This is a genomic window from Candidatus Palauibacter sp. (assembly GCF_965222475.1).
GTDB lineage: Bacteria > Gemmatimonadota > Gemmatimonadetes > Palauibacterales > Palauibacteraceae > Palauibacter.
The window spans coordinates 324,742-346,713 of record NZ_CBDCUB010000004.1 but is presented as its reverse complement, the minus strand read 5'-3'; the positions used below and the strand labels follow the sequence as shown (position 1 = coordinate 346,713).

The following is a 21,972-nucleotide window of genomic DNA, read 5'->3' as shown; positions in this document are numbered from 1 at the left end:
ACCAATCTAGTCTCGGTAAAAAGACCAATCAAGTCACAACTCGCGCGAAGGCCCTAAGTCGTCGCGGCGTCGAGCGACCGATGGATCGTGCCTCAGTCGGCCCGGCGCAGCTCCACCGGTTGGCCGTGGGGCGTGTGGCGGTAGGCGTCCGCCCACGCTTCCCTGCAGTCGTCGAGGGCCGCGGACGTGCTCAGCCGGCGGTCGACGACGAGCCGTTCGAGCGCGGCGACCCAGTGGTGGTAGTAGCGGGTGCCGTCGTCCGGTTCGCCGCGCGCCTCCGCTTCGCCGAGTTCGTCGGCGAGCGTCCCGGCCCATTCCTTCCAGGTGAAGTGTCCCTCCTCGGAGAGCTTCACGGCGAGCGCGAAGGCCTGCGCCTGCCACGGCGCCTCGAACACCGGGCCGTCCTCGTCCGCGGGCAGGGGAGGGAGTGCCGCGAGGCGCTCGGCGTCGACCCGCTCGGTCCCGGCCATCACGCCGGCTCCAGGTAGTCTTCCCACAGGTCCACGTAGATCGCGTCGCCCGCGGCGGCCCGCTCGCCCCACAGCTCCTGCGCCTCGAAGCGCACCGAGTACACGTGCTGCGGTCGGCGGTCGGGTGGGCGCCTCCCGTCCTCGTCGGTGTCCTGCAGCGCGTAGACGCCGTGGTCCTCGACCACGGTTCCCTGCCGGCCGCGGACGTAACGCGGCTGCCGGGTGTGGCCGCGCGGGTGCAGGTTGCGCGCGCGCACCCGGTCGTTCGGTCCGAAGCGGGCGGGTACGTCCCTGTCGAGGAGTCCGGCTCCCAACGAACCACTGTTCGACCCCGGGAGCAGCTCCGGCCGGGGCGCCCCCGGATCCGGATAGCCTGTCTCCAGTTCCGTCTCCGAGATGAGACCGCTCACCAGCAGCCGGGTGGTCATCATCCGGAACCAGCGCTCGTAGTAGGACAGGCTGAGGTATTCGACCGGCGGGATAGTCTCGAGCGTGAAGCGGAAGGGGGGCCACTCGCGACCCCGGCCCCACGGGCCGACCGCCCTCGTGAGGGCGTACACGCGCCCCTCCCAGCGGTGGTGGAAGACGGGCTCGTTCTCTTCGGGCTCGATCGGGCCGAAGCCGTCCATGCCGCCCATGTCGTGGATCGTGTTCACTGGTCGCCTCCGGACGGCGTCTCGACCCGGGCCACGCCGATCATCGAGTCCCGGGTGACGATCCCGGCCAACTCCTCCTCGGTCATGTCCTCGGTGCCGGCGGGTCGCTCGGGCAGCACGAGATAGCGGATCTCGGCGGTGCTGTCCCAGACCCGGATCTCGACATCCCCGGGCACGTTGAGGCCGAACTCGCTCAGGACCTCGCGCGGCTCGATCACCGCCCGCGCCCGGTAGGGGGCGGACTTGTACCACACGGGAGGCAGGCCCAGGGTCGGCCACGGGTAGCACGAACAGAGCGTGCACACGACGAGGTTGTGCACTGCGGGCGTGTTCTCGACCACCTTCATGTGCTCGCCCTGCCCGCCGAGATAGCCGAATTCTCCGATCGCGGCCGTTCCATCGGCGAGGAGGCGCTCGCGGTACGCGGGGTCGACCCAGGCCCGCGCGACGACCTCGGCGCCGTTCCGGGGGCCGACGCGGTTCTCGTAGGTGTCGACGACCTCATCCAGCGCCGCGGAGTCCACCATCCCCTTCTCGACGAGGACGGACTCCAGCGCCCGCACGCGGAGGGCGATGTCCGGCGGCACGTCCTGATGGTCGTGATCGTGGTCGTGCCCGTGGTCGTGCCCGTGCCCGGCCTCGTGGGCGTGAGCGTCCGTCTCTTCGGCCATCAGCTTCCCCGGGGCGGCGAACGCGGCCGCTCCGACCGCCGCATCCTTGATGAATTCACGCCGGTCTACCGGCCGCCCTTCCGATTCGTCCATAGGCTCCCCCTGTGCCTTCATCGTGTCCGCAGGCCCGGAACCGCGCAACCTGCGCCCCTCTTTGGCGCAGCGGGTTGCGGCGGCAGCGGGATTGCGCGGCCAGAGACGCGCGCGCACCCTTCGCGCATGACCGTCTCGTACGAGAACTCGAAGGCCGTCTTCGACGGGATCAGGGCCGCCGGCATACGCAGCATCTCGGCCCTCCCGGAGACGTGGCTCGGGCTCCTACTCCAGCGCGCCGAGGACGACCCCGACGTCGAACTCATCCAGGTCGCCAAGGAGGAAGAGGCGATCGGGGTGGCGGCGGGGGCCTACTTCGCCGGCGAACCCCACATCCTGCTCATGCAGAACCACGGGTTCTTCGCGGCGATGAACGGGATCATCTCCCTCGCCCAACTCTACTCCGTCCCGCTGTGCATGCTGATCGCGGTCCGCGGCCACTGGGGGGAGCCGTATCCGTGGCACACGCGGGGAGGGATCGTGACCGAGGGCCTCCTCCAGGCGCTGAACATCCCCTATCACCACGCCCGCGACCCCGCCCTCGTCGCGAAGGAGATCGCCGAGGCGTACACGCTGTCGCAGAGTTCGCTCTCGCCCGTCGCGCTGCTCCTCACCCGCGACCTCATGGAAGTCTGACCGGGGGAGGGCCGCGTTGGAGCGAGTGCAGTGTCTGGAGCTGATCTATCCCGAGATCGAGGACAAGCTCGTCGTCACGATCATGGGCGCGTGCGCGCAGGAACTGTACGACCTCGGGCACCGGGAGAACTTCTTCTACCTGCAGCACGCGATGGGACTCGCCTCCTCGATCGGGCTCGGCCTCGCGAGCCATCTGCCGCACGAGAAGGTGATCGTTCTGGACGGGGACGGCTCCGCGCTCATGAACCTGGGCACCTTCACCACGCTCGCGCGCTACCGGCCCCGGAACCTCCTCCACATCATCTTCGACAACGGGAGCCTGCTCTCGACGGGCGGGTTCGAGTCGCACACCACCTCGGGAATCACCGATCTCGCTGCGATCGCGCGCGGGGCCGGCATCGCGCACGCGGTCGCCGTCGATTCGCCGATGGCGTTTGGCGAGGCGTTTGTCGAAGCGATGGAGCGCGAGGATCTGAGCGTGATCGTCGCCAGAGTCGACGCCGTGGGCCCGGACAACTACGGGATGGACTTCGCCCTGCCGGAGAACGCGTTCCGCTTCAGGCGCTGCGTGCAGGAGCGGCGTGCCGCGACGGGCTGGACCCCGCCCCCCATGCCGGGGCACATGGGCGCCGCCTAGGCTACGGCGGAGAATCCTCCGTCGACGGCGCGGCTTCGGCCGCCACACGTTCCACCACTTCCCGGACCCGGTCGCGAAAGCCGCGCGCGCGTGCCATCGCCTCCGCTTCATCCACCGTCAGGATCCGTCCGTCCCGTACCACGATGCGACCGTTCACGAGCACGGTGGAGACATCGCTCCCCCGGGCCGCGTAGACCAGGTGCGAGTAGACGTGGTACAGCGGCGTGAGTCCGGCGCGGCGCGTGTCGAGCAGCGCGATGTCCGCCCGCTTCCCCGGCTCGAGCGAGCCGATGCGGTCGTGCAGGTTGAGCACGCGGGCGCCGCCCATGGTGGCCATCCGGAACACGGTCTCGGCCGGCAGCGCGGTCGGGTCCGCGTTCGTGAACTTGTGGAGCTTGGCGGCGGTGTCCATCTCGTCGAACAGGTCGAGGTTGTTGTTGCTCGCCGCGCCGTCCGTGCCGAGTCCCACCGGGATCCCGGCCGCCAGCGCCTCCACGACCGGCGCCGCCCGCTGAATCCCCAGCTTGAGGTTGCTCTCGGGGTTGTGCGAGATCCCGGCGCCCCCGGCGGCGATCCGCGCGATGTCCTCCTCGGAGAGGTAGATGGCGTGTGCGAGCACGGTGCCCGGGCGCAGGGCCCGGATGGATGCGAGGGCCTCCACGACCCCCATTCCGGTCCGTTCGTTCGCCGTCGCAAACTCGCTGGCGTCTTCCGCGGCATGGATCTGAAACGGAGCACCGAAGTCGATGGCCAGCCGGGCCGTCTCGCGGACATCGTCGAGGGAGGTTGTGTAGAGCGAATGAGCGGCCATCCCCGGAACCAGTGTGGGATGGTCGCGATACCTCTCAAGGAACTGCGCCGCGTCCCGGAGAGTCGCCTCCGGTGACCCGAAGTCCGGGGCCGGGAAGCCGATGACGTGCGGGCCGAGGACGGCGCGGATGCCGGCATCGATCACCGCCCGCGCCGCGTCGTCCCGGAAGTAGTACATGTCCGCGAAGGTCGTCGTCCCGCTCTTCAGCATCTCGATCGATGAGAGGAGCGTGCCCCAGTAGACGAACTCGGGATCGACCAGTTCGGCCTCGGCCGGGAAGATGTGATCGTCCAGCCATGTCATCAGGGGCATGTCGTCGGCGAGTCCCCGGAAGAGCGACATCGCGGCGTGGCCGTGGGTGTTGACGAGGCCGGGGATGACCAGGTGGCCGGTCGCGTCGAGGACCGGGACGCCGGGGGGGCGGAGCGCCGCCCTGTCCAGCAGGTCGACGATGCGGTCCCCCTCCACGAGCACCGCGCCGCCCTCGAGCACGGTGCCGGCCTCGTCCACTACGACGACCGTGCCCCCGTCGATGAGGAGGAGGCCGTCCCCCCCCCCCGCCTCGAACCCTGCGGAACAGGCCGCCAGCAGGAGGCAGGCGACGAGAACTCGCGGACTCGCTTCGCGGTCTCCCGGGGTGCAAGCTCGTTCCGTGACGTCGGTTCCGTTCACGGTCCGGGCCCGGTCGCCCCTGCCCACAACGCCCCGACCGGCACGGCGAACAGTCGGTCGCCGAAAGCGGTTGAGTGGTCTCCGTCGTAAAGCAGAATGCCCGCCCCGAAACGATCGCCGGCAACGCTGCGGAATCGCCTCAAGGCGTGAAAATCCTTCGCGGCAAGCCCCGCCGCTGCCTTGACCTCGATCGCAAAGCATCGACCCGAGAGAGTCTCGATGATGATATCGATTTCCAGCTTGTCCTTGTCGCGGTAGTGGTGGAACGTCAGCGGCTCGCCGACCCACAACGCCTGCTTGCGCAGTTCGTTGTACACGAAGGATTCCAGCAGAGACCCGAGGTCGCCGGGGCGCTTCACCAGTCCCTGCCGGGTGATCCCGCGCAGAGCGCAGATCATGCCGGTGTCGGCGGCGTGGATCTTCGGGGCTTTGACGAGTCGCTTGAATTCACTGGTGTGCCACGCTGGCAGGCGCTCCACCAGGAAGAGTTGCTCCAGGAGAGCGAGGTACTTGCCGACGGTGACCCGGTTCAGGCCCAGCCTCCCCCCCAACTCGGTGAGATTGACGAGCCGTCCGGAATAGAGCGAGGTCAGCTCGAGCAGCTTCGTCATCGCGTCCAGGTGCTCGATCCGGGCGAGTTCAGCCAGATCCCGCTGGACCAGCGTGCCGACGTACTGTTGGTGCCACGCTCGGGCCCGCCATTCGCTCGCGCGGGCCAAAGGCTCGGGGAAACCGCCTGCCACGATGCGCCGCGCCAGATGATCCCGCACTCGCAGATCGGTGGCCACCGGCATTTCCAGCCGCAGCATCCTGCCCAGGAAAGTGGGCTCTCGCCCCGTAAGTTCGCACTCGGACAGCGTGGCCAGACGGACGGCTTCCATCCTGCCAACCAGCGCGCCGGAGAGCTTGGGCAGCAGCATGGCGTTCGCGGATCCCGTCAGCAGGAACCGGCCGGGGGTGCGATCCTCGTCCACGGCCTGCTTGATAGCGAGCAGCGTATCGGGCACGCGCTGCACCTCGTCGAGAGCGATTCTCTTTGGGGGCAGGTTGCGTATGAAGCCCACCGGATCCGCCCGGGCGATCTCCAGCTGCGCCCGGTCATCGAAGGTGATGTACTCCCAACGGTCGTCGATCATCATCTGCACCAGAGTCGTCTTCCCCACCTGCCGCGCCCCCATGAGGAATACGACGGGCGTGTCGGCGAGCGCCTCTTCAACGAAGCGGGTGGCGAAGCGTCGGTACATTGGCTGGAACCTTGTGCGTTGCCGGGTCTCGGACGGCGGGGCCGGGAATGGCGCAGAGGCTACGGTAACAGCACCGGGCCAGCTTGGGAACGGCGTCTGATCGTTACCAGGATGGCGTCTGATCGTTATCAGTGCTACGTCTTATCGTTATTGAAGTTGCGTCCAATCGTTATCAGAGCTGTGTCTGAACGCCCGTTGATCGCCTAGCCGTCCCTTGGTTGCGGGACGATCCGGATGTAGGGGAGCGGCTGCTCCCAGCCGTCGGGGAACCGCTCCCGCGCCTCGTCGTCCGAGACCGCCGGCGCGATGATCACGTCGTCGCCCTGCTCCCAGTTCGCCGGTGTGGCGAGTTGTTTCTCGGCGGTAAGCTGGCACGAATCGAGGAGCCGCAGGAGCTCGGCGAAGTTCCTCCCCGTGCTCATCGGATAGGTGAGCGTGGCCTTGATCTTCCTGTCCGGGCCGATGACGAACACCGAACGCGCCGTCGCGTTGTCCATCGGCGTCCGGCCCTCCGACGTGTCGCCCGCGTCCGCGGGCAGCATGTCGTAAGCCTTCACGATCTCGAGGCCTGGATCGCCGATCAGGGGGTAGCCGACGGCATGGCCGTGGAGCGACTCGATGTCCTTCGACCAGGCCTTGTGGTCGCTCACGCCGTCCACGCTGATCCCGATGATCCTGCAGTTCCGCGCCGCGAACGCGTCCTGGAGCGCGGCGACGGCGCCCAGTTCCGTCGTACACACGGGCGTGAAGTCCTTCGGATGAGAGAAGAGCAGGGCCCAGCCGTCCCCGATCCAATCGTGGAAGTGGATCGTCCCCTGGGTCGTCTCGGCGGTGAAATCCGGCGCGGTGTCGTTGATGCGGAGCGTCATCGGTACTCCCGGGTCTTGGTTGGTCTCGTCAAGTCCGCCGCTGGCGGCCACGGCCAATGATCGGCCCTTCCGGCGACCGGGACAACGCCGGCGCGCGCCGGACTTCACCTATGGCCGAAACGTCGCCGATCCCTTCATGTTGATCGCCCTTCGTCGATGCGCTCGAAGAACCGTAGGCCGTACAACCTGGAGAGAGTTGAGAATGAAGATCGGCCGCCGCGTCCTGCCGACCACCGCCCTGCTCACCGTCGCCATCGTCGCGACGGCGCAGGCACACACGATGTTCCTGAAGCTCGAGAGCTTCTTCCTGGAGCCGCACTCGACGAATGTCGTCGCCCTGCTGAACGGGGACTTCGACAACAGCGAGAACACGATCACGCGCGACCGCATGCTGGACGTGCGGGTCGTAGGTCCGGATGGGGTCGTACAGCCGCCGACATCGGCGTGGCGCGACACGGCGATGTTCCACTGGCACGCCGACAGCGTCGACACCGCGCTCCTCACCTTCGAGACGGGCTCCGCCGGCACCTATACGATCGGTGTGTCGACTGCGGCCCGGGTGTTCACGCTCACGGCGCAGGCGTTCAACGACTACCTTGTCCACGATGGCGTCGTTGACGCGATCGCCGAGCGCGAAGCGACCGGGAAGACGAACGACGAGGCCACCGAGCGTTACAGCAAGCACGTGAAGGCGATCGTCCAGGTCGGAGAGGCGCAGAGCGGGGAGTGGGCCGAGGAACTCGGCTACCCTGTGGAGTTCATCCCCCTGCAGAACCCGTACGATCTCGATGTCGGCGACGAACTCGAGGTGCGTTTCCTCCGCGCCGGCGAGCCGGTGGCGAACCAGGTCGTGTACGCGAACCACGAGTTCAATCACGAGCACGACGACACGGGCGAACACGTCGACGCCGTGGAGACCCGCACGGACGGGAACGGCGTCGCGACGATTCCCCTGATGGCAGGTGGGCGGTGGTTCGTCCGGGCGATCCACATGGTCGAGACGACCTCGGAGCCCGACGTGGACTACGAGTCGAACTGGGCCACGCTGACGTTCCAGATCCGCTAGCGGAAGGTCCGACCGGGCGGCGCGGTCCTAGTAGCCGCGCTCCCGGTCGACCACGGCCAGAAGCGGTTCCCCGGCCACGAAGCGCCGCAGGTTCTCTCGGAAGAGGACCCACATCCGCTCCATGTGTCCGTCGGAGTCACCGCCCAGGTGTGGCGTGATGACCACGTTCGCCATCGACCAGAGCGGGTGGTCCGGCGGGAGCGGCTCGGGGTCGACGACGTCGAGACCCGCGGCGGCGATCCGTCCCTCTTCGAGCGCCGCGACGAGGGCCTCCGTGTCCGTCGTGCGACCGCGGCCCAGCGTGATGTAGAAGGCGTTCGGACGCGTCAGTCGGAAGAACACGTCGTCGATGAGTCCGTCGGTCTCCGGCGTGAGGGGCAGGGCGTTGACGATCACGTCGGCCTCCGGCACCAGTTCCAGGAGTTCCGAGGCCAGGCCGACGCGTTCCACGAAATCGGGTCCCTCCCGGCTGCTGCTGCGGGTCGCGATGACGCGCATCCCGATCCCGTTCGCGATGCGGGCCGTCTCCGTGCCGATGCCGCCGAGGCCTATGACGAGCATGGTACGGCCGCGAAGTTCGAGCAGTTCGCTGCCTTCGCCGACGTAGGGGGAGGGACCGGTGAGGGGGGTGATGTCCCAGCTTCGCTCGTGCTGCAGGTCGCGGGCGATGTGGAGTCGCCGCGCCAGCGCGAGCGCCATGCCGAGTGCGTGTTCCGCCCCGCCGGGCGCGAAGATGCGCTGGGCGTTGGTGAGGACGAGATCCTCGGCCTCGGCGAACCCGGGGATCGCCAGGTAGCGCTCGACGCCCGCCGAGGCGAGTTGCACCCAGCGGAGCCGGTCGCCGGCCGCGAGGATGTCCGCGTTCAGCGCCCCGAGGACCGCGTCGGCGTCGTGCGCCTCGGCCGCCGCGGCCCGGGAGTTCTCGACGACGACGAGGTTCACGCCCGGGGCGACCTCCGCCAGTTCGGCCGTGCGTCCGGGCCACAGGTCGACTGCGACGACCTTCACCGGAGCTTCCCAGTCAGGAGAGGAACGATCGGGCGAGGGGCCCGGGCGCAGGCCGAGCCCCCCGGCCGACGTGCCCGGGGCGTCCACCGCGCTCTCCGGCGGTCGATCCGCCCGGCAACCCCCAAGTGCGAGCCCGGCCAGCGATGCGCACGCGACGCGATGCCCGGTCTGGCGAGTTCGCGGGCGCCCGCGCCACGGCCGACTCCCCGGAGGGCGCGCTACCGATCCCCCCCGGTCCGCTCCTGGTACCGGGCGCCGCTCAGCACGTTGGAGATCGCGTAGTTGCCTTCGTGGCAGGCGTACTCGTAGAGCAGATGGTCGAAGCGCTCGAAGGGGACCTGTCCGCCCCAGGTGCTCGTGTAGGTCCCGGGGTCGTCGATCGTGAACTCGTACAGGATCGTCTCTTCATCCACGCGCGTGAATCGCTCGACGACCTTCCTGTCCTTCGACGGCGGCACGCCCCTGAAGGCGTGTTCCGGATTGAGGTGCGTCGTCTCGACGACGAGCGTTCCGTCCTCCCAGTAACCCCACGAGCTCCCGAACCACGGACGAAGGTCGGCCCGGCGCTCCGCCGGCTCCCCGGGCGGGTCGCGCAACTCGATGATCCGGGCATCGTGGACCATCTCGGCCATGATCACGATGTAGTCCTCGTTCTGCGCGATCGTGTAGCTGTTGTTATACCAGTAGTTGGGCAGCATCGGAGGTCCGGCGCTCGAACCGAACGAGACGATGCATCGCTCGGCGAGAGGCCGAAGCTCGGGGTGGTCGAACTGGCCGAATCGGCTGCGGAATTCCGCGGCCTCCTCCAGCCGGCGACGCGCCTCCGGCGTGAGTTCCGGGACTCTGCCGTCCGGCGGGTGCGTCACGAGTGAGCTCCGCGGCTCGCCGTTCACGATCGCCACGCGGTCGCCCGGCTCGCGGTAGAATTCGTCGTAGCAGGTGGTCGCCCCGTCGATGCACACGGTGTGGTCTCCGCCGGGCGGCAGCGCTCGATCGGGATCGACCGGGGCCGTACGGTCGGCGACGGTCTCGGCCTGCCCCCCCTCGATTGCGGCCACCTCCTCCCACGTCAGTACCGGCTCCCGGCCCTCGGGGCGTTCGAAGGGGGTGAGGGTCTGGTTGGTCCAGTTGCCCTGCAGGTCCGGGTGCCCATACGGGGTCAGCGGGGGCTCCCAGTCGGCCGAGGCGGTCTGGGTTCGGGCCATGTCGGGCAGGAGCAGGGCCGCGGCGGCCCCGAGGACGAGCACGCCGATTGCGACGTACCTGGACGGGCGGGCGCCGCAGTGATCCGCACTCATCGTTCCTCCTTCGTGCCGGCGGGAAGTTCGGCCTCACGGCCAATCTGTCCTCCGCGACTCACCGGCGCGAGACGTGGAACGCGAAAGGGCCCGGTCACCCGGGCCCTTTCGGATACTTGAACCGCGTTACGGCGGGATCAGAAACCGCCCCCGCGGCGCCGCGCTGTCCGACCCGTCGACCTGGCGCCTGAAGAGGTGCCGACGCGACGAGCCACCGTTGGCGTGCTCTTGGCCGGCTTGGCCGCACTCGAAACCGTTGGGGTGGAGGAGATCTGCAGGTTGTATCCACCGCCGCCACGGCGCCGGGCGGTGCGGCCGGTGGAGCTGCCGCCGGAGGAGCCGCTGGAGCGGCCGATCGACGGCGTGCCCCGCGAACTGCCGATGAATCGGGTAGCGCCGCCGGAACTGCGCCCGCTGCTGTAGCCCCGCCCGGCGATCACCCGGCCGCCGCTGTCGGTGTCGCCGACCCGGATGATCCCGGGTCCGTATCCGTAGCCATACCCGTAGCCGTAGCCGTACCCGTAACCATAGCCGTAATACGGCGAGTAGTAGCCGGACCGGAAACCGTAGTAGGGATACCCCCAAGGGGACAGGCCGCCGAAGTACGGATCGTAGAGCCCGCCGCCGAGCCGGGGTCGGGGACCCGCGTCAGGGTCGGAGGAGAGGGCGAAGTGCTCCGGATAGCTCCGCGCGATCATCATGTCGATGACGGCCTCCGGGACGCCGGCATCGGCAAGCTGGATGAGCCGGTCCGCGTCGACCTCGAGGGGGCTCTCGTGTTCGACGACCCAGGCCTCGACCGCCTCCGGATCGACATGCCGCGCGGCCTCGACCACATCCTCGACCGAGTAGCTGCCGGAGGCCGCGAGCCGCATCGAGCGCACCGCCAGGCTGCGGTCGGCCGCGATCTCGCCCAGGCCGACGGCGTCCGCCTCGCTCTGCATCGCGAGCCGATAGCGGGTCACCCAGGTCAGCTTCTCGTCGTCCACCGCGACGACGCGCGTATCGATCCAGACCTCGGGCGAGATCATCGCGAACATCCCGCTCGACGCGCGTTCCACGCCACCGTCGCAGGTCTGGTCCACCTGCATGAAGACCCGGCCGGGTCGCGAAGCGAAGGCTGCGAGCCGCGAGCCGCGGCATCCCTCGAGGCTCGACTCGCGGGGCTGTCCGTCCGCCCGCACGATCTCTCGCGACGTGATCTCGCCGTCTTCCACCCAGACCATCTCGACGCCGGCCTCGCCCTCGCTCGGCCGGAAGCAGAGCAGCGACTCGGGTGCGTCGGCGGTCGTCGAGGTGCGGACGGGCTGCCAACACCCCATCCAGGCGAGCCAGCGCTCGTCCATCTCCTGTGCCGTCACGTTCGCCAGTGGCCCGGCGGTGAGCATCGCGACGGCGGCGATGCAGAGGGCGGAGCCGATTCCAGCAGTTCGCTGTTCACTCATGAGACTTGACCTCGGTGTTTACAGCCGCAGCGAGAAGCCGAGCGCGGCGCGCAGACCCGTCAGGTCGATCGGATCGAACCCGACGAAATCGTTGCCCATGTCCGCACTGGCCCAAGAATAGCGGGCTTCGGCGGTGAAAATCCACCGCAGCCCGAGCGAGTAGTCGAAACCGGCCGTCGCGTAGGCGAGCGGCGAACCGTCGCTCGACGTGAAATGGTCGCGGAAGATGTCCAGGGTCTCGTAGTCGACGAACTCGCCCGTCTGCTTGAATTCGTACCAGACAAAGCCGACGCCGCCGCCCACGAAGGGGGCCCACTTGGCGGGGATCCAGGCGAGATCGCTGATGCGGCGACCCCGCTCCGTCAGGTAGGCTTTCAACCCGACGGTAAAGGGGACGCGTCGGAAATTCGTCGTCTGCAGGATCGGCAGGTCGTCATCGCCGATGAAATCGCGGGATTCGGAATCGATCTCGCTGTTCTCGTATCCGAGCCCCAGCGAAAGGTCGATGCGGTCCGCGAGCCGGATGCCCAGATCGCCCGCGATGGCGGCCGCGTTGAAGTCGCCCTGCTCGACCGTGAGTTCGTCACGCGTGAAGTCGAAGATCTCGCCCTCCGCGCGCGGCATGGCGTATCCGAACCGCACTCCCAGCGTCACGTTCGGGCGGCGGAGGAGAAAGTCCTGCGCGAGGGCGATGTCCGCGGCCCAGACCCCCGCCAGCACCGCGAGGCCGACCGCCATCGAGAACCGTCTGGCTTGGTACGTCACGCTCCCCCCTTCAAACGGCACCCCTCGGGCGCCGGGCCGGTTTTTCGATCATCCACTCCTAACACGAGGCAACCGGCCTTCAGGTCACATCGCCCGATGGCGGCACGAGCGACCGGGAGCGCGTGCCCGGGGACGGAACTGTCTCCGGCGGCCTGAACCCTGCGGGACGGCCTCGGCTACCCGCTTCGGACGATCACGGAAGCTTCCTGCTGGACTTCGCCCCCGCCCGAATCACGCGCCGTGACCGTGAGCGTAGTGGTCCCCGCGGCGACGGCGACCACGGTCAGAGTGCTGCCCGAAGCCTGGGCGGCCGCCACGAGGATGTTCGCGGTCGCCGCGTCGAATTCCAGCTCATCACCCTCGGGGTCGGAGAAGTACTGCGACAGGTCGATCCGCTGCGCCTGCCCCGCCGTAAGGTTCAGGGCCGGGAGCGACCGGACGACGAGCGGCGGCTGATTCGGCACGTTCACCGCGAAGTTCTGCACGGCCTCCCCGCCGGCCGTATCGCGCGCCACGATGGCGCCGGCGGCCCGGCCCGTGGACACCGCGACCACCGTCATGATGTTGCCCGCCACCGACGCGCCCGCCACGAGCGCGTTCGTCGTGAAGGCTCCGTACGCGAGAGGATCGCCGTCGGGATCCTGGAAGAAGGCGGACACGTCCACCGTGACGTGGTCGCCGGCCGCGATGGTGATCAGCGGCACCATCCCGACCGGCACGGGCGCCTCGTTGAGCGTCGCGGGTTCCATCGGCCCGTCCTCGCTCTCGACGCATGCGGCCACCGCCATGACGCAGAAGGCCGCCGCGGTGCAGGCCCATACTCTTCCAAAACGCAGATTGTTACGTACCATTGTTTTTCTCGTCTTCCTGTCTTGAGGGGTTCAGTCCCGCCCAACGTTCGCCGCGAGAGTCACGGCAGCGTCATCGCCGCGAGACCATCCGTCAACTGGATCATGACGTACTGCTTCCCCTCGTGGACCCAGCTCGACATCCCGTAGCGGGTGTTGCCGGGAAGCTCCACCTGGCCCACGCGCTCGCCCGTCCGCTTGTCGATCGCGAACAGGTGCGGCGTTCCGTCGCTCGTCTGTCCAGACGCAAGAAGGAGCGTTGGAGTTGCAACCATGGCGGAATGGCCGCGCCGGCCCTGGTTCGGATTCACGTCCACGCCCTGCAGCATGGGATGGTCGCGGATCACCGCCTGCTGCCGCTCGGGCGCGTCCCCGTGCGGGATCATCCACAGGTGCTCACCCGTGTTGACGTCGATCGCCGTGATCCGCCCCACGGGCCCCTTCCAGATCCGCAGGCCCTCGACCGTTGCCTGGTCCGCCGTGTTCTCGGTCACGACGCCCGTCGCGCGCGAGAACTCCGAGTGGGTCACCCCCGTCTGGTCGGGGCCATCCAGCTCCGACTCGATGCCGGGAGCCACCATCACCGGAGAGCACCCGCTGGTGGAGGTGACGAAGACGACGCCGTCCACCGGATCGGCCACGGGCGGACCCGTGATGTTGGCCCCACCGCCTCCACCCGGGCAGATGAGCGCCGGGCCGTCGCCGTCGGGGTTCCCGAGGTGCGTGGGCGGATTGAACAGCGGCGCGAAGAGGTCGTTCTCCCGCGCGTACTCGAGCGCCATCTCGCGCAGTTCGGGCGTGTAGTCGATGAGATCCTGCTCGGTGCGCCCCTGCAGGTCGTACGGCAGCGGCCACGTCGGGTGCGGCTGTGTCGGCGACAGCTTCTCGCCCGGCACCTTCGAGGCCGGCACCGGCCGCTCCTCGATGGGCCAGATCGGCTCACCCGTCTCGCGGTCGAGCGCGTACAGCCACGACTGCTTCGTCGCCTGGAAGACGCCCTTGACCGGCCGTCCGTCGACGACCACGTCCATGAGGATCGGGGCGGTCGGCGTGTCGTAGTTCCAGATGTCGTGGTGCACGAACTGGTAATGCCAGCGGCGCTCTCCCGTCTCCACATCGAGCGCGATCATGCTCGTGCTGAACAGGTTGTCGCCCGGGTGGAAGCCGCCGTAGTAGTCGATCGTGGCGCCGTTCGTGACGACGTAGACGAGTCCGAGTTCCGGGTCCGCCGACAGCGGCGCCCAGGCGGAGACGTCGCCGGTCCACTGCCAGGCGTCGTTCTCCCACGTCTCGTGCCCGAACTCACCCGGCCGCGGGATGATGTGGAATTTCCACTTGAGCTCACCCGTGCGCGCGTCATAACCGAGGATGTCTCCCGGGACCATCTCCTTACGCGTCTGGTTGTAGCCCTGCTGCGCGGAGTTCCCGATCACGACCACGTCGTTGACGACGATGGGAGGGGAGGAGGCGGTGATGTAGCCGATCTCGAGCGGCATCCCCTGATCCGGGTCGTACTCCTGGTTCAGGTTTTCCCACGGCCCCCATCCCTCGATGAGGTCCGCCACCATGTCCACCGTCCCCGTGGACGGGAAGCCCGGCAGCGGCACCGCCTCGCCCCAGTTCTCCAGCGGCTGGCCGGTGACCGCGTCAAGCGCGTAGAGGAAGAACCCGGGACTGATGATGTAGACGACGCCGCGTCCATCGATCTCGGTGTAGGCGACGCCTTTGCCGTACGCCTTCCGCATCGAGTACTCGTGCCGCCAGGTCATCGGTTCCGCGAAACTCCACAGGAGTCTGCCGGTGGAGGGATCGAGGGCGATGACATGCCGGTTCTCGCCCGTAACCGTGATCATCATCCCGTCGACGTAAGACGGTGTGGCCCGCGCCGTGCTCGGCCCGAAGCTCGAGGCGTCCCAGCGCCAGGCGACCTCCAGGCTCTCGAAGTTCGAGGCGTCGATCTGGGTCGCCGGCGTATAGCGGGTGTGCCAGGCGTCGCCACCCAGGTAGGTCCACGCAGCCCCCTCGACGCCGGGGCCCGGGCGCTGGGCCGCAAGCGGGCCGACCGCGACGGCTCCGAAGAGAAGGGGAAGAAGAAGCGCGCTGCTCGACCGCCAACTCCAATGGTTCTTGATCATCCGTCCGCTCTCGCTGTTCTCTCTTCCGCAGTTCGCCGTCCGGTGTCCGGCAAGGATAACACTCCATGGTGGACGCGCGTTTCCCGATACGCAACGGGCCGTATGCGGTGGGCGGGTGTGCTGCGGCTGAGGCGGCTTCGGGCGTTGGAGGGACGGAACCGGTCGGCTTATCCCGTCACCGGTGGATACCGGACATCAGCCTTGCGGGCGAACCCGCCCCTCATGGAGTTGGGGGGGCAGTCCGGTCGATTGCGTTCAGCGTTCGTCCGCGACCGTGAACCGCATGAGACTTCCCGGGAACATTAGCCAGGCCGTGTCGTCGTCCAAGATGCGGCTGCTCCACGCCTCTTGGCGCTGCGGGTCGCGCCACAGCACGGTGGCCCGGCCATCCTCCTCGTAGGGCAGGAATACCCCGTCCACCGGATCAATCGCCGGGACGAGCCACACCCCCCGCTCGCCGGCCCGCATGTCCTTAAACCCCGGCGCGCTGACGCCGGGGCGGCCCGTGACGCGCCGCTCCATCTCGGCGCGCGTGCTCTCGACCAGCCAATCGGGTACCGCGATGCGGGAGATGCGAACGATCCTGGGCGGATCGTACTCCAGCTCGATTCGCCACAGGATCGTCCGCATCCCGTCGAGGAGGATGACCTCGCCCTTCCGCCCGCCCGACACCACCAGATTCAGGGGGAGTATTCGGTTCATCCGGGACGTCTCGGACGCCAGCTCCGCCGGAAGCGGAACCTCGTTCGGGATGTTCAGGGGCCGGTCCGCGACCGCGTACGCCGTGAGCAGGAAGCCCGGTTCAACACTCGGTCCGACCGGACCGAGGACATGATCGACGCCGAATCCGGCTGCGGTCGAGATCACCGGAAGCCGCACGGTTCGCGGCTCGCCATCTCCGGGAGGGAACCGCACCAGCGCTCCGCGGCCGAGGTCGCCCACCCACAACGCGCCGTCCGGTGCGAACTCGACGCGCCACGGGGATTGAAGAACGTCGGGATCCCCCGGTCCCGAGGGCCCGCCCAGGGTCGCGATATGCTCCCCCTCGGAGCGGAACAATTGGACCCGACCCGCCAAGCGGTCCGCGATCGCGACCGTGTCCCCGAACAGATCGAACCCGTCAGCCGACTCCAGGAAGAGGTCGTCCGAAAGGACGCCGCCGGGCGGCAGTTCCCGCACCAACTCCTTCACCACGACCTTCCTGCTCGAACCGACATCGGGTCGAGCGCCGGCGCCACCCTCGCCGCACGCCCACGTCGCCACCGCGACTGCCGCGACCAGGCGAAGCCGACAGTGGAGCAGCGGTGCATTTCTTCCTCGGCTGTCACTCAACACATGTTCAACGTATTACAGGGATCAGGAGCGGGACCAAAAATGGTAATCGTCGAACCGCAACCGCCGCTGGTTGAAAAGTTCTCGATTCGACCATCGGCCATCCTCTAAAAGCAGACACAGACCTCGCAGGTGACGAAGCCCCAGGGGTCCAAGGGAACATCCACACAAAATCCGGATACGCGGACGCCACGATCGGGGTTATTGGGGCCGCCCGAGATGTACGGGGCACAGCCGCCCTGAACCGCCGCCGCTCCGTCCACGCCCGGTGCGGCATCCGCTTCGGTCGCGGGCACATCGCTGACCTCGTACTCGTCCTCCTCCGCGTGGACATGTCCGAGCGGCGTGAAGGGGGCAAGCGCGGACGTGATGGAGAGGAGGAGGGCGGTCGCCACAACTCGACGGACGCCGTCGCGCGTGAAGGGCTTGAGGAACGAGACGAAGCGGACGGGGTTGCGGCGGTACATGAGGTTCCTCCCGGGTCTAACAGGCGAAGGACTCGCTCCCGGGACTCGCTCCCGGGACTCGCTCCCGGGACTCGCTCCCGGGACTCGCTCCCAACCTAGTCCTAAAACAAGCGAGTAGCGCTGGCGAGGCGTCATTATGACGTTGAGCTGCGGATTATGGGCCGAAGAGTGTGCCGGGAAGCCGGTTTTGGGTGGTGCCGGGGCGGGGATGCGGCCCTCGTTTTTTCGCTTGCCGGCCGGGGCTTTGGGGGGCGTGATTCGGCGCCGGGAGACACCGGTCCCGGGGGATTCGGGTGGAGGCGTGGGACGAGCGGGAGAGCCGGGGGCGGCCCGCGGGCCGGACCTCTTCGCGGATGCGGGCGTTGGTCAGGAGTCCCCGGTCGCCGACCAGCACGACGCGCGACAGGGAGAAGCGCTTGCGCAGCTTCTCGATCTGGGCGCCCAGGGTGCCGGGGTCGGCGGTGTTGCCACGGAAGACCTCCACGGCGACCGGACAGCCCTCGCGGTCGCAGAGCAGGGCGAAGACGATCTGGAGCTTGCCGCGCTTGCCGTCGCGGGAGTAGCCGCGCTTGGCCAGCGGGCACTTCGAGCCCTCGAAGTAGACCGAGGTGATGTCGCACAGCGTCAGCCGAAGCCGGTCTGGAACGCGGTCCTCTCGATGGTGCGCCAAGCGCTGAACAGCCGGTCGGTGGTGGGCCGCCAGCCGATGATCCGGAGCGTGGTCCGCCGGGCCCGGCGGATGACCTGGCAGGGCACGAGGATCATCTCGCGGACGAAGCGCCTGAACTCCATGGCGACGTACCTTCGGCGGTCGGCCTTCAGGTGCATCATCATGGCCAGGAAGCTCTTCAGGTTCCACGCCAGCGCCGCCATCACCATGTAGGCCCAGTTGCTCACCAGGTCGTAGACCGGCACCCGGAGCGCGTTCACCCCGTTCTTGAGCTGCTCGATCACGTTCTCCCGGTCGCAGCGGGCGTTGGCCAGCCGGACGACCTCCGCCGCGCCCAGGTCCCTCCGGGTGGTGATGTGGAAGAAGTAGCGGATCTCGTCGACCAGGGCGAGCTCGCCCTTCATCTTGCCGGTGTTCTTGCGCACCACCACCATCCGGTACGTCCCGCGGCACTTCCCCGGCCGGTAGTCGTACTCGGCCACGTCCTCGTGGTTGAGCCGCTTGTTCACGTAACCGCGCTCGCGCACGATCCGTCCCTTCTCGTCGGGCCGCTTGCTCCGCGTCGCCCCCGTCGGCGACACATGGCGCGGCTCGCGCTCCAGGCGCGTCCACGCGTCCGCCTCCAGCGCCTCGGCGCGCGCCACGATCGCCGGCTGGGCGTCGTAGCCGAAGATGAAGTCCGCCTTCTCGCTCCAGCGGTCGAAGTTCACCGTCAGAGAGAAGTCGGTGTCCCCGCGCACGCACACCCGCTCGGCATACGGGGCCACGAGGCCGATGGCCCGGTCGATCCACTCCGCCGCGCCGGAGTGGCTCACGGCGTTGCCCGGCCGGTTCACCACGTAGAGCACCTCGTCCGTGTTGGCCAGCGACACGACCAGCGGGTGGTAGCCCCACACCTTCTTGTAGGACATGTCCATGCCCGCCTTCTTCCGGCCCAGCGTGGGCGCCAGCGTCCCGTCCATGTCCACGTAGGCCACCGGCCCCGGCAGATCCCGGCCCCGGCCCCGCCACAGCTTGGGCCCGGCCGCGTTGACGCACTCCATGAGCTCGATCACGCCGGACTCGGAGAAGCGCCGCGTGAAGTCGCCCGCCGCCGTCGGACTCGGGATCAGCTCCGCGCCCAGGGCGTCCATGTACGCCGCGTCGTGGCGCAGGCCGTTCAGATCCTCCAGCCGCGCGCCCCCGCACAGCAGGTTGTAGGCGATGTCCGGCACGTGGTCCGACTCGTGGTACGGCAGGTGCCGCTGCAGAAGCTCCAGGTGCCGGTCGATCTCCCGCGCCAGCCCCAGCTTCGCCACCAGCCGCCGCACGGCGCCGATGCCCCCGAAGCTCATCGCGCTCGTCCGCGCCCCGATCTCGTAATGCACCATGCCCGCCCCGAACACCGGCTTCGGCCGGCAGCCCCGCCGCCTCGCCCTCGCGTGCCGGGCCCGAACCTTCCGCTTCCGCCGGGCACTGTTCTTCCTGCTCTTGCGATGCGATATTCTCTTCACCGGAAAGGCCTCCTTGGTTGGGACCGGGCGTCCGCGCCCGAATCCGCTATCTACAATCAAGATAGGCCTTTCCGGTACTTCTTAACAGGGGTCCGCGACGAATCGCGCTTGTTTTGGGGCTAGCGGTGGTTGCCGTCAGCGAATAGTGCCAGGCGCCGGCGTCTTCGTTGACTTCCGTCGGCCCGCTGAGTGTGACCGTTACCGCCGGCTGGTCGGAGCTCGGTCCAACGACCGTCTCGCCGGGCATTGGACGTCCGGTCTGATCCCGAACTTCCGCCGCAAGCCGAACCGTGTCCCCAAGGGCCGACAGCGCGGCCGATCCGGGGGAGGTCGTGGCGTTGACGGGGGAGGCGGCGGTTGTAGCGGGCTCTGATGGGCTCTCGCCACAGGAGAGAAGGATCGCCGCGGCCGCCGTTGCCAGCGTGAGCGAGACACGAGCCAGCGACCTCATGGCGTGCCCCGGCCCTCATGGCGTGCCCCGGCCCTCATGGCGTGCCCCGGCCCTCATGGCGTGCCCCGGCCCTCATGGCGTGCCCCGGCCCTCATGGCGTGCCCCGGCCCTCATGGCGTGCCCCGGCCCTCATGGCGTGCCCCGGCCCTCATGGCGTGCCCCGGCCCTCATGGCGTGCCCCGGCCCTCATGGCGTGCCCCGGCCCTCATGGCGTGCCCCGGCCCCGCGACATGGTGATCTCGATGCCGCCGGTCGTCTTGGCCCGCGCGGGCGCGCACCGGGATTCATAAGAAGATCCGGAAGTCCAGCGCGACCGGGCCGCGGACGATGGCCGATAGCACGACTGCGGACGGTGGATGGGGACGAGGCCGGGCAGGCCCCGCCCGCGGGCCTTGCGGACACCGCGCCACCGCCCTAGCCGGGTCAGTAGATCGAGGGATCAAACCTTGTGCATGTCCTGTTCTTGCGGGGTCCCCTGCGCCGCCGCCGTCTCTTAACATAGCGGATTGCATGTGATCCCGGGGCGACAGGAAACGATCGTTCGACGATATTCCGGCGATCATCCCGGGAGGGGTGGCCGGTGACGAACGATACTGACGCCGCGCAAGCAGATCGAGGCGTTTCGGGAGCGAATCGCCAACTGTTCATGCCAGTCTGGTGGCGCGACCCCTCCGGCACGCGCTCAGGAGTCTTGCGGAGCCGGTTCGCCTTCCAGGCCCGCGGGCTCCGTGGTTCCCGGTCAACAGGACGGTGGCCAGCCGCTGCCTCATCCCCGGCGAGAGTGCGGGTTTCAGCCCCTCAGGGGGTCATCGTGATCGATCGATGGGGAGCCCGCTCGGCACGCTGGCCGGCGTGACCGCCGACAGGTCCCGCGCCGCGTCGTCCGTCAGCGCCTTGAGGAACTCGATCAGGTCGTCGACCTCGGCCTCCTCCAGACGAATCGGCAGCAGCATCGTGTCGCGCGTCGCGAGGATCTCGTCGTAGTTGTGCAGCAGCGTGGGCCGGAGCAGCGCTTCGACCTGGGAGACGTCGTAGGCGACGAGCGTGCTGTCCACGTTGTTGTAGTGCTCCACGAAGCCCCTCAGCGTGACGAACTGGCCCACGTGGCCGTAGGGAGCCGTCAACTCGACGTTGCGCAGCGGAGGCGTCTTGAACCGGCGGCGATCCTCGGGGTCCCCGGTCGCGCGTTCACGGCCGAAGTCATCCGTTCCCGTCGGCCCGTCGCCCTGTCCGGGCCCGAACTGCGCGAGGGCGTCATTGTGGAACTCGTTTCCGGGGCGGGCGTCCAGGACATCCGTTTGATGGCACTTCGTGCAGCCCACCGTCATGAAGTTCCTGGCTCCCCGCAACTGCGCCTCGGCGAGCTGGTCGTCATCGCCTCCGAGGAAGCGGTCCCAGGGCGAGTCCGAGAACGAGAACGACGAGGCGAAGAATCCGCCGATGGCGTTGGAGGCGTGCGCGAAGGTCATATCATCGAAGGAAGTGCCCGGATAGGCCGACTCGAACAGTTCGCGGTACTCGTCGATCGTGCCCAGCCTCGCCATGATCCGGGACCACAGTTCCGTGAAGTTGCCGTCCGGAACCTCCGCCAACTCGTTGCCGGGCCCGAGCATCTCTTCGCGGGAACTCACCGGGAAGAGTCCGGCGGCCGATACGGCGCCAAACTCGAGTACGGCTTCCATCTCGGACGTCAAGTGCTCCCCGGCCGGAGACCCGATCGAGCCATCGTCCAGTTCTTCAAGCCGGCCATCCCAGAAAAACTTGCGCACGCGGTGAAGATTGAAGAGGGCGAGCGAGTGGCGCAGGGTAAACTGCCCATCGGGGTGCGTGCGGTCGGGTCCCAGCCCCTCTCCCCCCTGCCCGACCGGAAGCGACTTGCCGTCCCCCGTTGCGAACGTGGGCAGGTGACAGGTCATGCAGGAGACGTCGCGGTTCCCGCTCAGGATCTTGTCGAAGGCCAACGCGCGGCCGAGCGTGACCAACTCACCTCGAACCGGAGCGGGCAACGTGACCGGACGGAGGTCCTGCTCCCGCGCCAACTCGCGCACCGTCGCGACCAGACCGGTTTGCACGGGATCGTCCGGCCCGACCGGATCGAGCGGATCGACGACGTCGTCCGTGCAGGCCTGCATGGGCGCCAGAGCCAGCAGGAGTGCGGCCGGCGAACGGAGTGGACTGTTCGCGTTCGCACGGCGTGGCGACCGCTTGTCGCGCTGCAAGTGTGACATGTGCGTT

The 21,972-nt window shown here is 68.4% G+C and carries 19 protein-coding genes and 1 pseudogene; 3 read left to right on the top strand and 17 right to left on the bottom strand.

What is annotated here, in order from left to right:
• Positions 1–92: 92 nt before the first annotated feature.
• The 3 genes from ACOQPP_RS10205 to nthA are packed head-to-tail and all read right to left on the bottom strand — an operon-like array spanning position 93 to position 1,797.
• Positions 93–470 (bottom strand): nitrile hydratase accessory protein, encoded by a 378-nt coding sequence (locus ACOQPP_RS10205; RefSeq protein ID WP_419167157.1) that lies wholly within the window; start codon positions 468–470, stop codon positions 93–95.
• Complete coding sequence (gene nthB, locus ACOQPP_RS10200; RefSeq protein WP_419166716.1) at positions 470–1,126, bottom strand: nitrile hydratase subunit beta; 657 nt, start codon at positions 1,124–1,126, stop codon at positions 470–472. Before nthB ends, ACOQPP_RS10205 begins: the two co-directional genes overlap by 1 nt.
• Positions 1,123–1,797 (bottom strand): nitrile hydratase subunit alpha, encoded by a 675-nt coding sequence (gene nthA / locus ACOQPP_RS10195; RefSeq protein ID WP_419167158.1) that lies wholly within the window; start codon positions 1,795–1,797, stop codon positions 1,123–1,125. The genes nthB and nthA overlap by 4 nt, the downstream gene beginning before the upstream one ends.
• Positions 1,798–2,016: 219 nt before the next feature.
• On the opposite strand from nthA, the gene ACOQPP_RS10190 reads away from it, so the two are divergent.
• Both ACOQPP_RS10190 and ACOQPP_RS10185 read left to right on the top strand, forming a co-directional pair.
• On the top strand, positions 2,017–2,526 hold the full coding sequence (locus ACOQPP_RS10190; RefSeq protein ID WP_419166717.1) for a thiamine pyrophosphate-binding protein: 510 nt from the start codon (positions 2,017–2,019) through the stop codon (positions 2,524–2,526).
• A gap of 25 nt (positions 2,527–2,551) precedes the next feature.
• The gene (locus ACOQPP_RS10185) at positions 2,552–3,163 is read left to right on the top strand and encodes a thiamine pyrophosphate-dependent enzyme (RefSeq protein WP_419167159.1); all 612 of its coding nucleotides are present in this window, start codon (positions 2,552–2,554) and stop codon (positions 3,161–3,163) included.
• 1 nt (position 3,164) lies between these two features.
• Here the strand turns inward: ACOQPP_RS10185 and ACOQPP_RS10180 are convergent, their stop codons facing one another.
• The 3 genes from ACOQPP_RS10180 to ACOQPP_RS10170 form a co-directional block, all read right to left on the bottom strand.
• Positions 3,165–4,646, bottom strand: a complete 1,482-nt coding sequence (locus ACOQPP_RS10180; RefSeq protein ID WP_419166718.1) for an amidohydrolase family protein — start codon at positions 4,644–4,646, stop codon at positions 3,165–3,167.
• A complete protein-coding gene (locus tag ACOQPP_RS10175) occupies positions 4,643–5,890 on the bottom strand; it encodes an ATP-binding protein (RefSeq protein ID WP_420636449.1) in 1,248 nt (415 codons plus the stop codon). Before ACOQPP_RS10175 ends, ACOQPP_RS10180 begins: the two co-directional genes overlap by 4 nt.
• Positions 5,891–6,093: 203 nt before the next feature.
• Positions 6,094–6,759 (bottom strand): peroxiredoxin, encoded by a 666-nt coding sequence (locus ACOQPP_RS10170; protein WP_420636448.1) that lies wholly within the window; start codon positions 6,757–6,759, stop codon positions 6,094–6,096.
• 202 nt (positions 6,760–6,961) lie between these two features.
• On the opposite strand from ACOQPP_RS10170, the gene ACOQPP_RS10165 reads away from it, so the two are divergent.
• Positions 6,962–7,825 carry a DUF4198 domain-containing protein gene (locus ACOQPP_RS10165; RefSeq protein ID WP_420636447.1) on the top strand — a complete coding sequence of 288 codons (864 nt, stop codon included), beginning with the start codon at positions 6,962–6,964 and terminating at the stop codon, positions 7,823–7,825.
• A gap of 27 nt (positions 7,826–7,852) precedes the next feature.
• On the opposite strand, the gene ACOQPP_RS10160 is transcribed toward ACOQPP_RS10165, so the two are convergent.
• From ACOQPP_RS10160 to ACOQPP_RS10110, 11 genes and pseudogenes are all read right to left on the bottom strand, one after another.
• A complete protein-coding gene (locus tag ACOQPP_RS10160) occupies positions 7,853–8,833 on the bottom strand; it encodes a D-2-hydroxyacid dehydrogenase (protein WP_420636446.1) in 981 nt (326 codons plus the stop codon).
• A 218-nt stretch (positions 8,834–9,051) separates the two neighbouring features.
• On the bottom strand, positions 9,052–10,131 hold the full coding sequence (locus ACOQPP_RS10155) for a hypothetical protein (protein WP_420636445.1): 1,080 nt from the start codon (positions 10,129–10,131) through the stop codon (positions 9,052–9,054).
• A gap of 137 nt (positions 10,132–10,268) precedes the next feature.
• A complete protein-coding gene (locus ACOQPP_RS10150; protein ID WP_420636444.1) occupies positions 10,269–11,576 on the bottom strand; it encodes a hypothetical protein in 1,308 nt (435 codons plus the stop codon).
• Positions 11,577–11,594: 18 nt separating this feature from the next.
• A complete protein-coding gene (locus ACOQPP_RS10145; RefSeq protein WP_419166725.1) occupies positions 11,595–12,341 on the bottom strand; it encodes a hypothetical protein in 747 nt (248 codons plus the stop codon).
• A 176-nt stretch (positions 12,342–12,517) separates the two neighbouring features.
• Complete coding sequence (locus ACOQPP_RS10140) at positions 12,518–13,090, bottom strand: hypothetical protein (RefSeq protein ID WP_420636443.1); 573 nt, start codon at positions 13,088–13,090, stop codon at positions 12,518–12,520.
• A gap of 161 nt (positions 13,091–13,251) precedes the next feature.
• The gene (locus ACOQPP_RS10135; protein WP_419166727.1) at positions 13,252–15,324 is read right to left on the bottom strand and encodes a PQQ-binding-like beta-propeller repeat protein; all 2,073 of its coding nucleotides are present in this window, start codon (positions 15,322–15,324) and stop codon (positions 13,252–13,254) included.
• 255 nt (positions 15,325–15,579) lie between these two features.
• The gene (locus tag ACOQPP_RS10130) at positions 15,580–16,656 is read right to left on the bottom strand and encodes a hypothetical protein (protein WP_419166728.1); all 1,077 of its coding nucleotides are present in this window, start codon (positions 16,654–16,656) and stop codon (positions 15,580–15,582) included.
• Positions 16,657–16,763: 107 nt separating this feature from the next.
• Positions 16,764–17,123, bottom strand: a complete 360-nt coding sequence (locus tag ACOQPP_RS10125) for a hypothetical protein (RefSeq protein WP_419166729.1) — start codon at positions 17,121–17,123, stop codon at positions 16,764–16,766.
• A gap of 331 nt (positions 17,124–17,454) precedes the next feature.
• Positions 17,455–17,811 (bottom strand): annotated as a pseudogene (locus ACOQPP_RS10120) (IS1634 family transposase); the annotation flags it as partial.
• Positions 17,748–19,286: an IS1380 family transposase gene (locus ACOQPP_RS10115; protein WP_420636442.1), complete on the bottom strand. Its 1,539-nt coding sequence runs from the start codon at positions 19,284–19,286 to the stop codon at positions 17,748–17,750. The gene ACOQPP_RS10115 and the pseudogene ACOQPP_RS10120, both read right to left, overlap by 64 nt.
• Positions 19,287–20,543: 1,257 nt before the next feature.
• Positions 20,544–21,965, bottom strand: a complete 1,422-nt coding sequence (locus ACOQPP_RS10110) for a cytochrome-c peroxidase (RefSeq protein WP_419166731.1) — start codon at positions 21,963–21,965, stop codon at positions 20,544–20,546.
• Between the last annotated feature and the right edge of the window lie 7 nt (positions 21,966–21,972).

Bases quoted from the DNA above. Each gene is read 5' to 3' on its own strand.
- ACOQPP_RS10205 (WP_419167157.1), bottom strand. From the start codon at position 470: ATGGCCGGGACCGAGCGGGTCGACGCCGAGCGCCTCGCGGCACTCCCT.
- nthA (WP_419167158.1), bottom strand. From the start codon at position 1,797: ATGGCCGAAGAGACGGACGCTCACGCCCACGAGGCCGGGCACGGGCAC.
- ACOQPP_RS10190 (WP_419166717.1), top strand. From the start codon at position 2,017: ATGACCGTCTCGTACGAGAACTCGAAGGCCGTCTTCGACGGGATCAGG.
- ACOQPP_RS10175 (WP_420636449.1), bottom strand. From the start codon at position 5,890: ATGTACCGACGCTTCGCCACCCGCTTCGTTGAAGAGGCGCTCGCCGAC.
- ACOQPP_RS10170 (WP_420636448.1), bottom strand. From the start codon at position 6,759: ATGACGCTCCGCATCAACGACACCGCGCCGGATTTCACCGCCGAGACG.
- ACOQPP_RS10165 (WP_420636447.1), top strand. From the start codon at position 6,962: ATGAAGATCGGCCGCCGCGTCCTGCCGACCACCGCCCTGCTCACCGTC.
- ACOQPP_RS10155 (WP_420636445.1), bottom strand. From the start codon at position 10,131: ATGAGTGCGGATCACTGCGGCGCCCGCCCGTCCAGGTACGTCGCAATC.
- ACOQPP_RS10150 (WP_420636444.1), bottom strand. From the start codon at position 11,576: ATGAGTGAACAGCGAACTGCTGGAATCGGCTCCGCCCTCTGCATCGCC.
- ACOQPP_RS10140 (WP_420636443.1), bottom strand. From the start codon at position 13,090: ATGGAACCCGCGACGCTCAACGAGGCGCCCGTGCCGGTCGGGATGGTG.
- ACOQPP_RS10135 (WP_419166727.1), bottom strand. From the start codon at position 15,324: ATGATCAAGAACCATTGGAGTTGGCGGTCGAGCAGCGCGCTTCTTCTT.
- ACOQPP_RS10125 (WP_419166729.1), bottom strand. From the start codon at position 17,123: ATGTACCGCCGCAACCCCGTCCGCTTCGTCTCGTTCCTCAAGCCCTTC.
- ACOQPP_RS10110 (WP_419166731.1), bottom strand. From the start codon at position 21,965: ATGTCACACTTGCAGCGCGACAAGCGGTCGCCACGCCGTGCGAACGCG.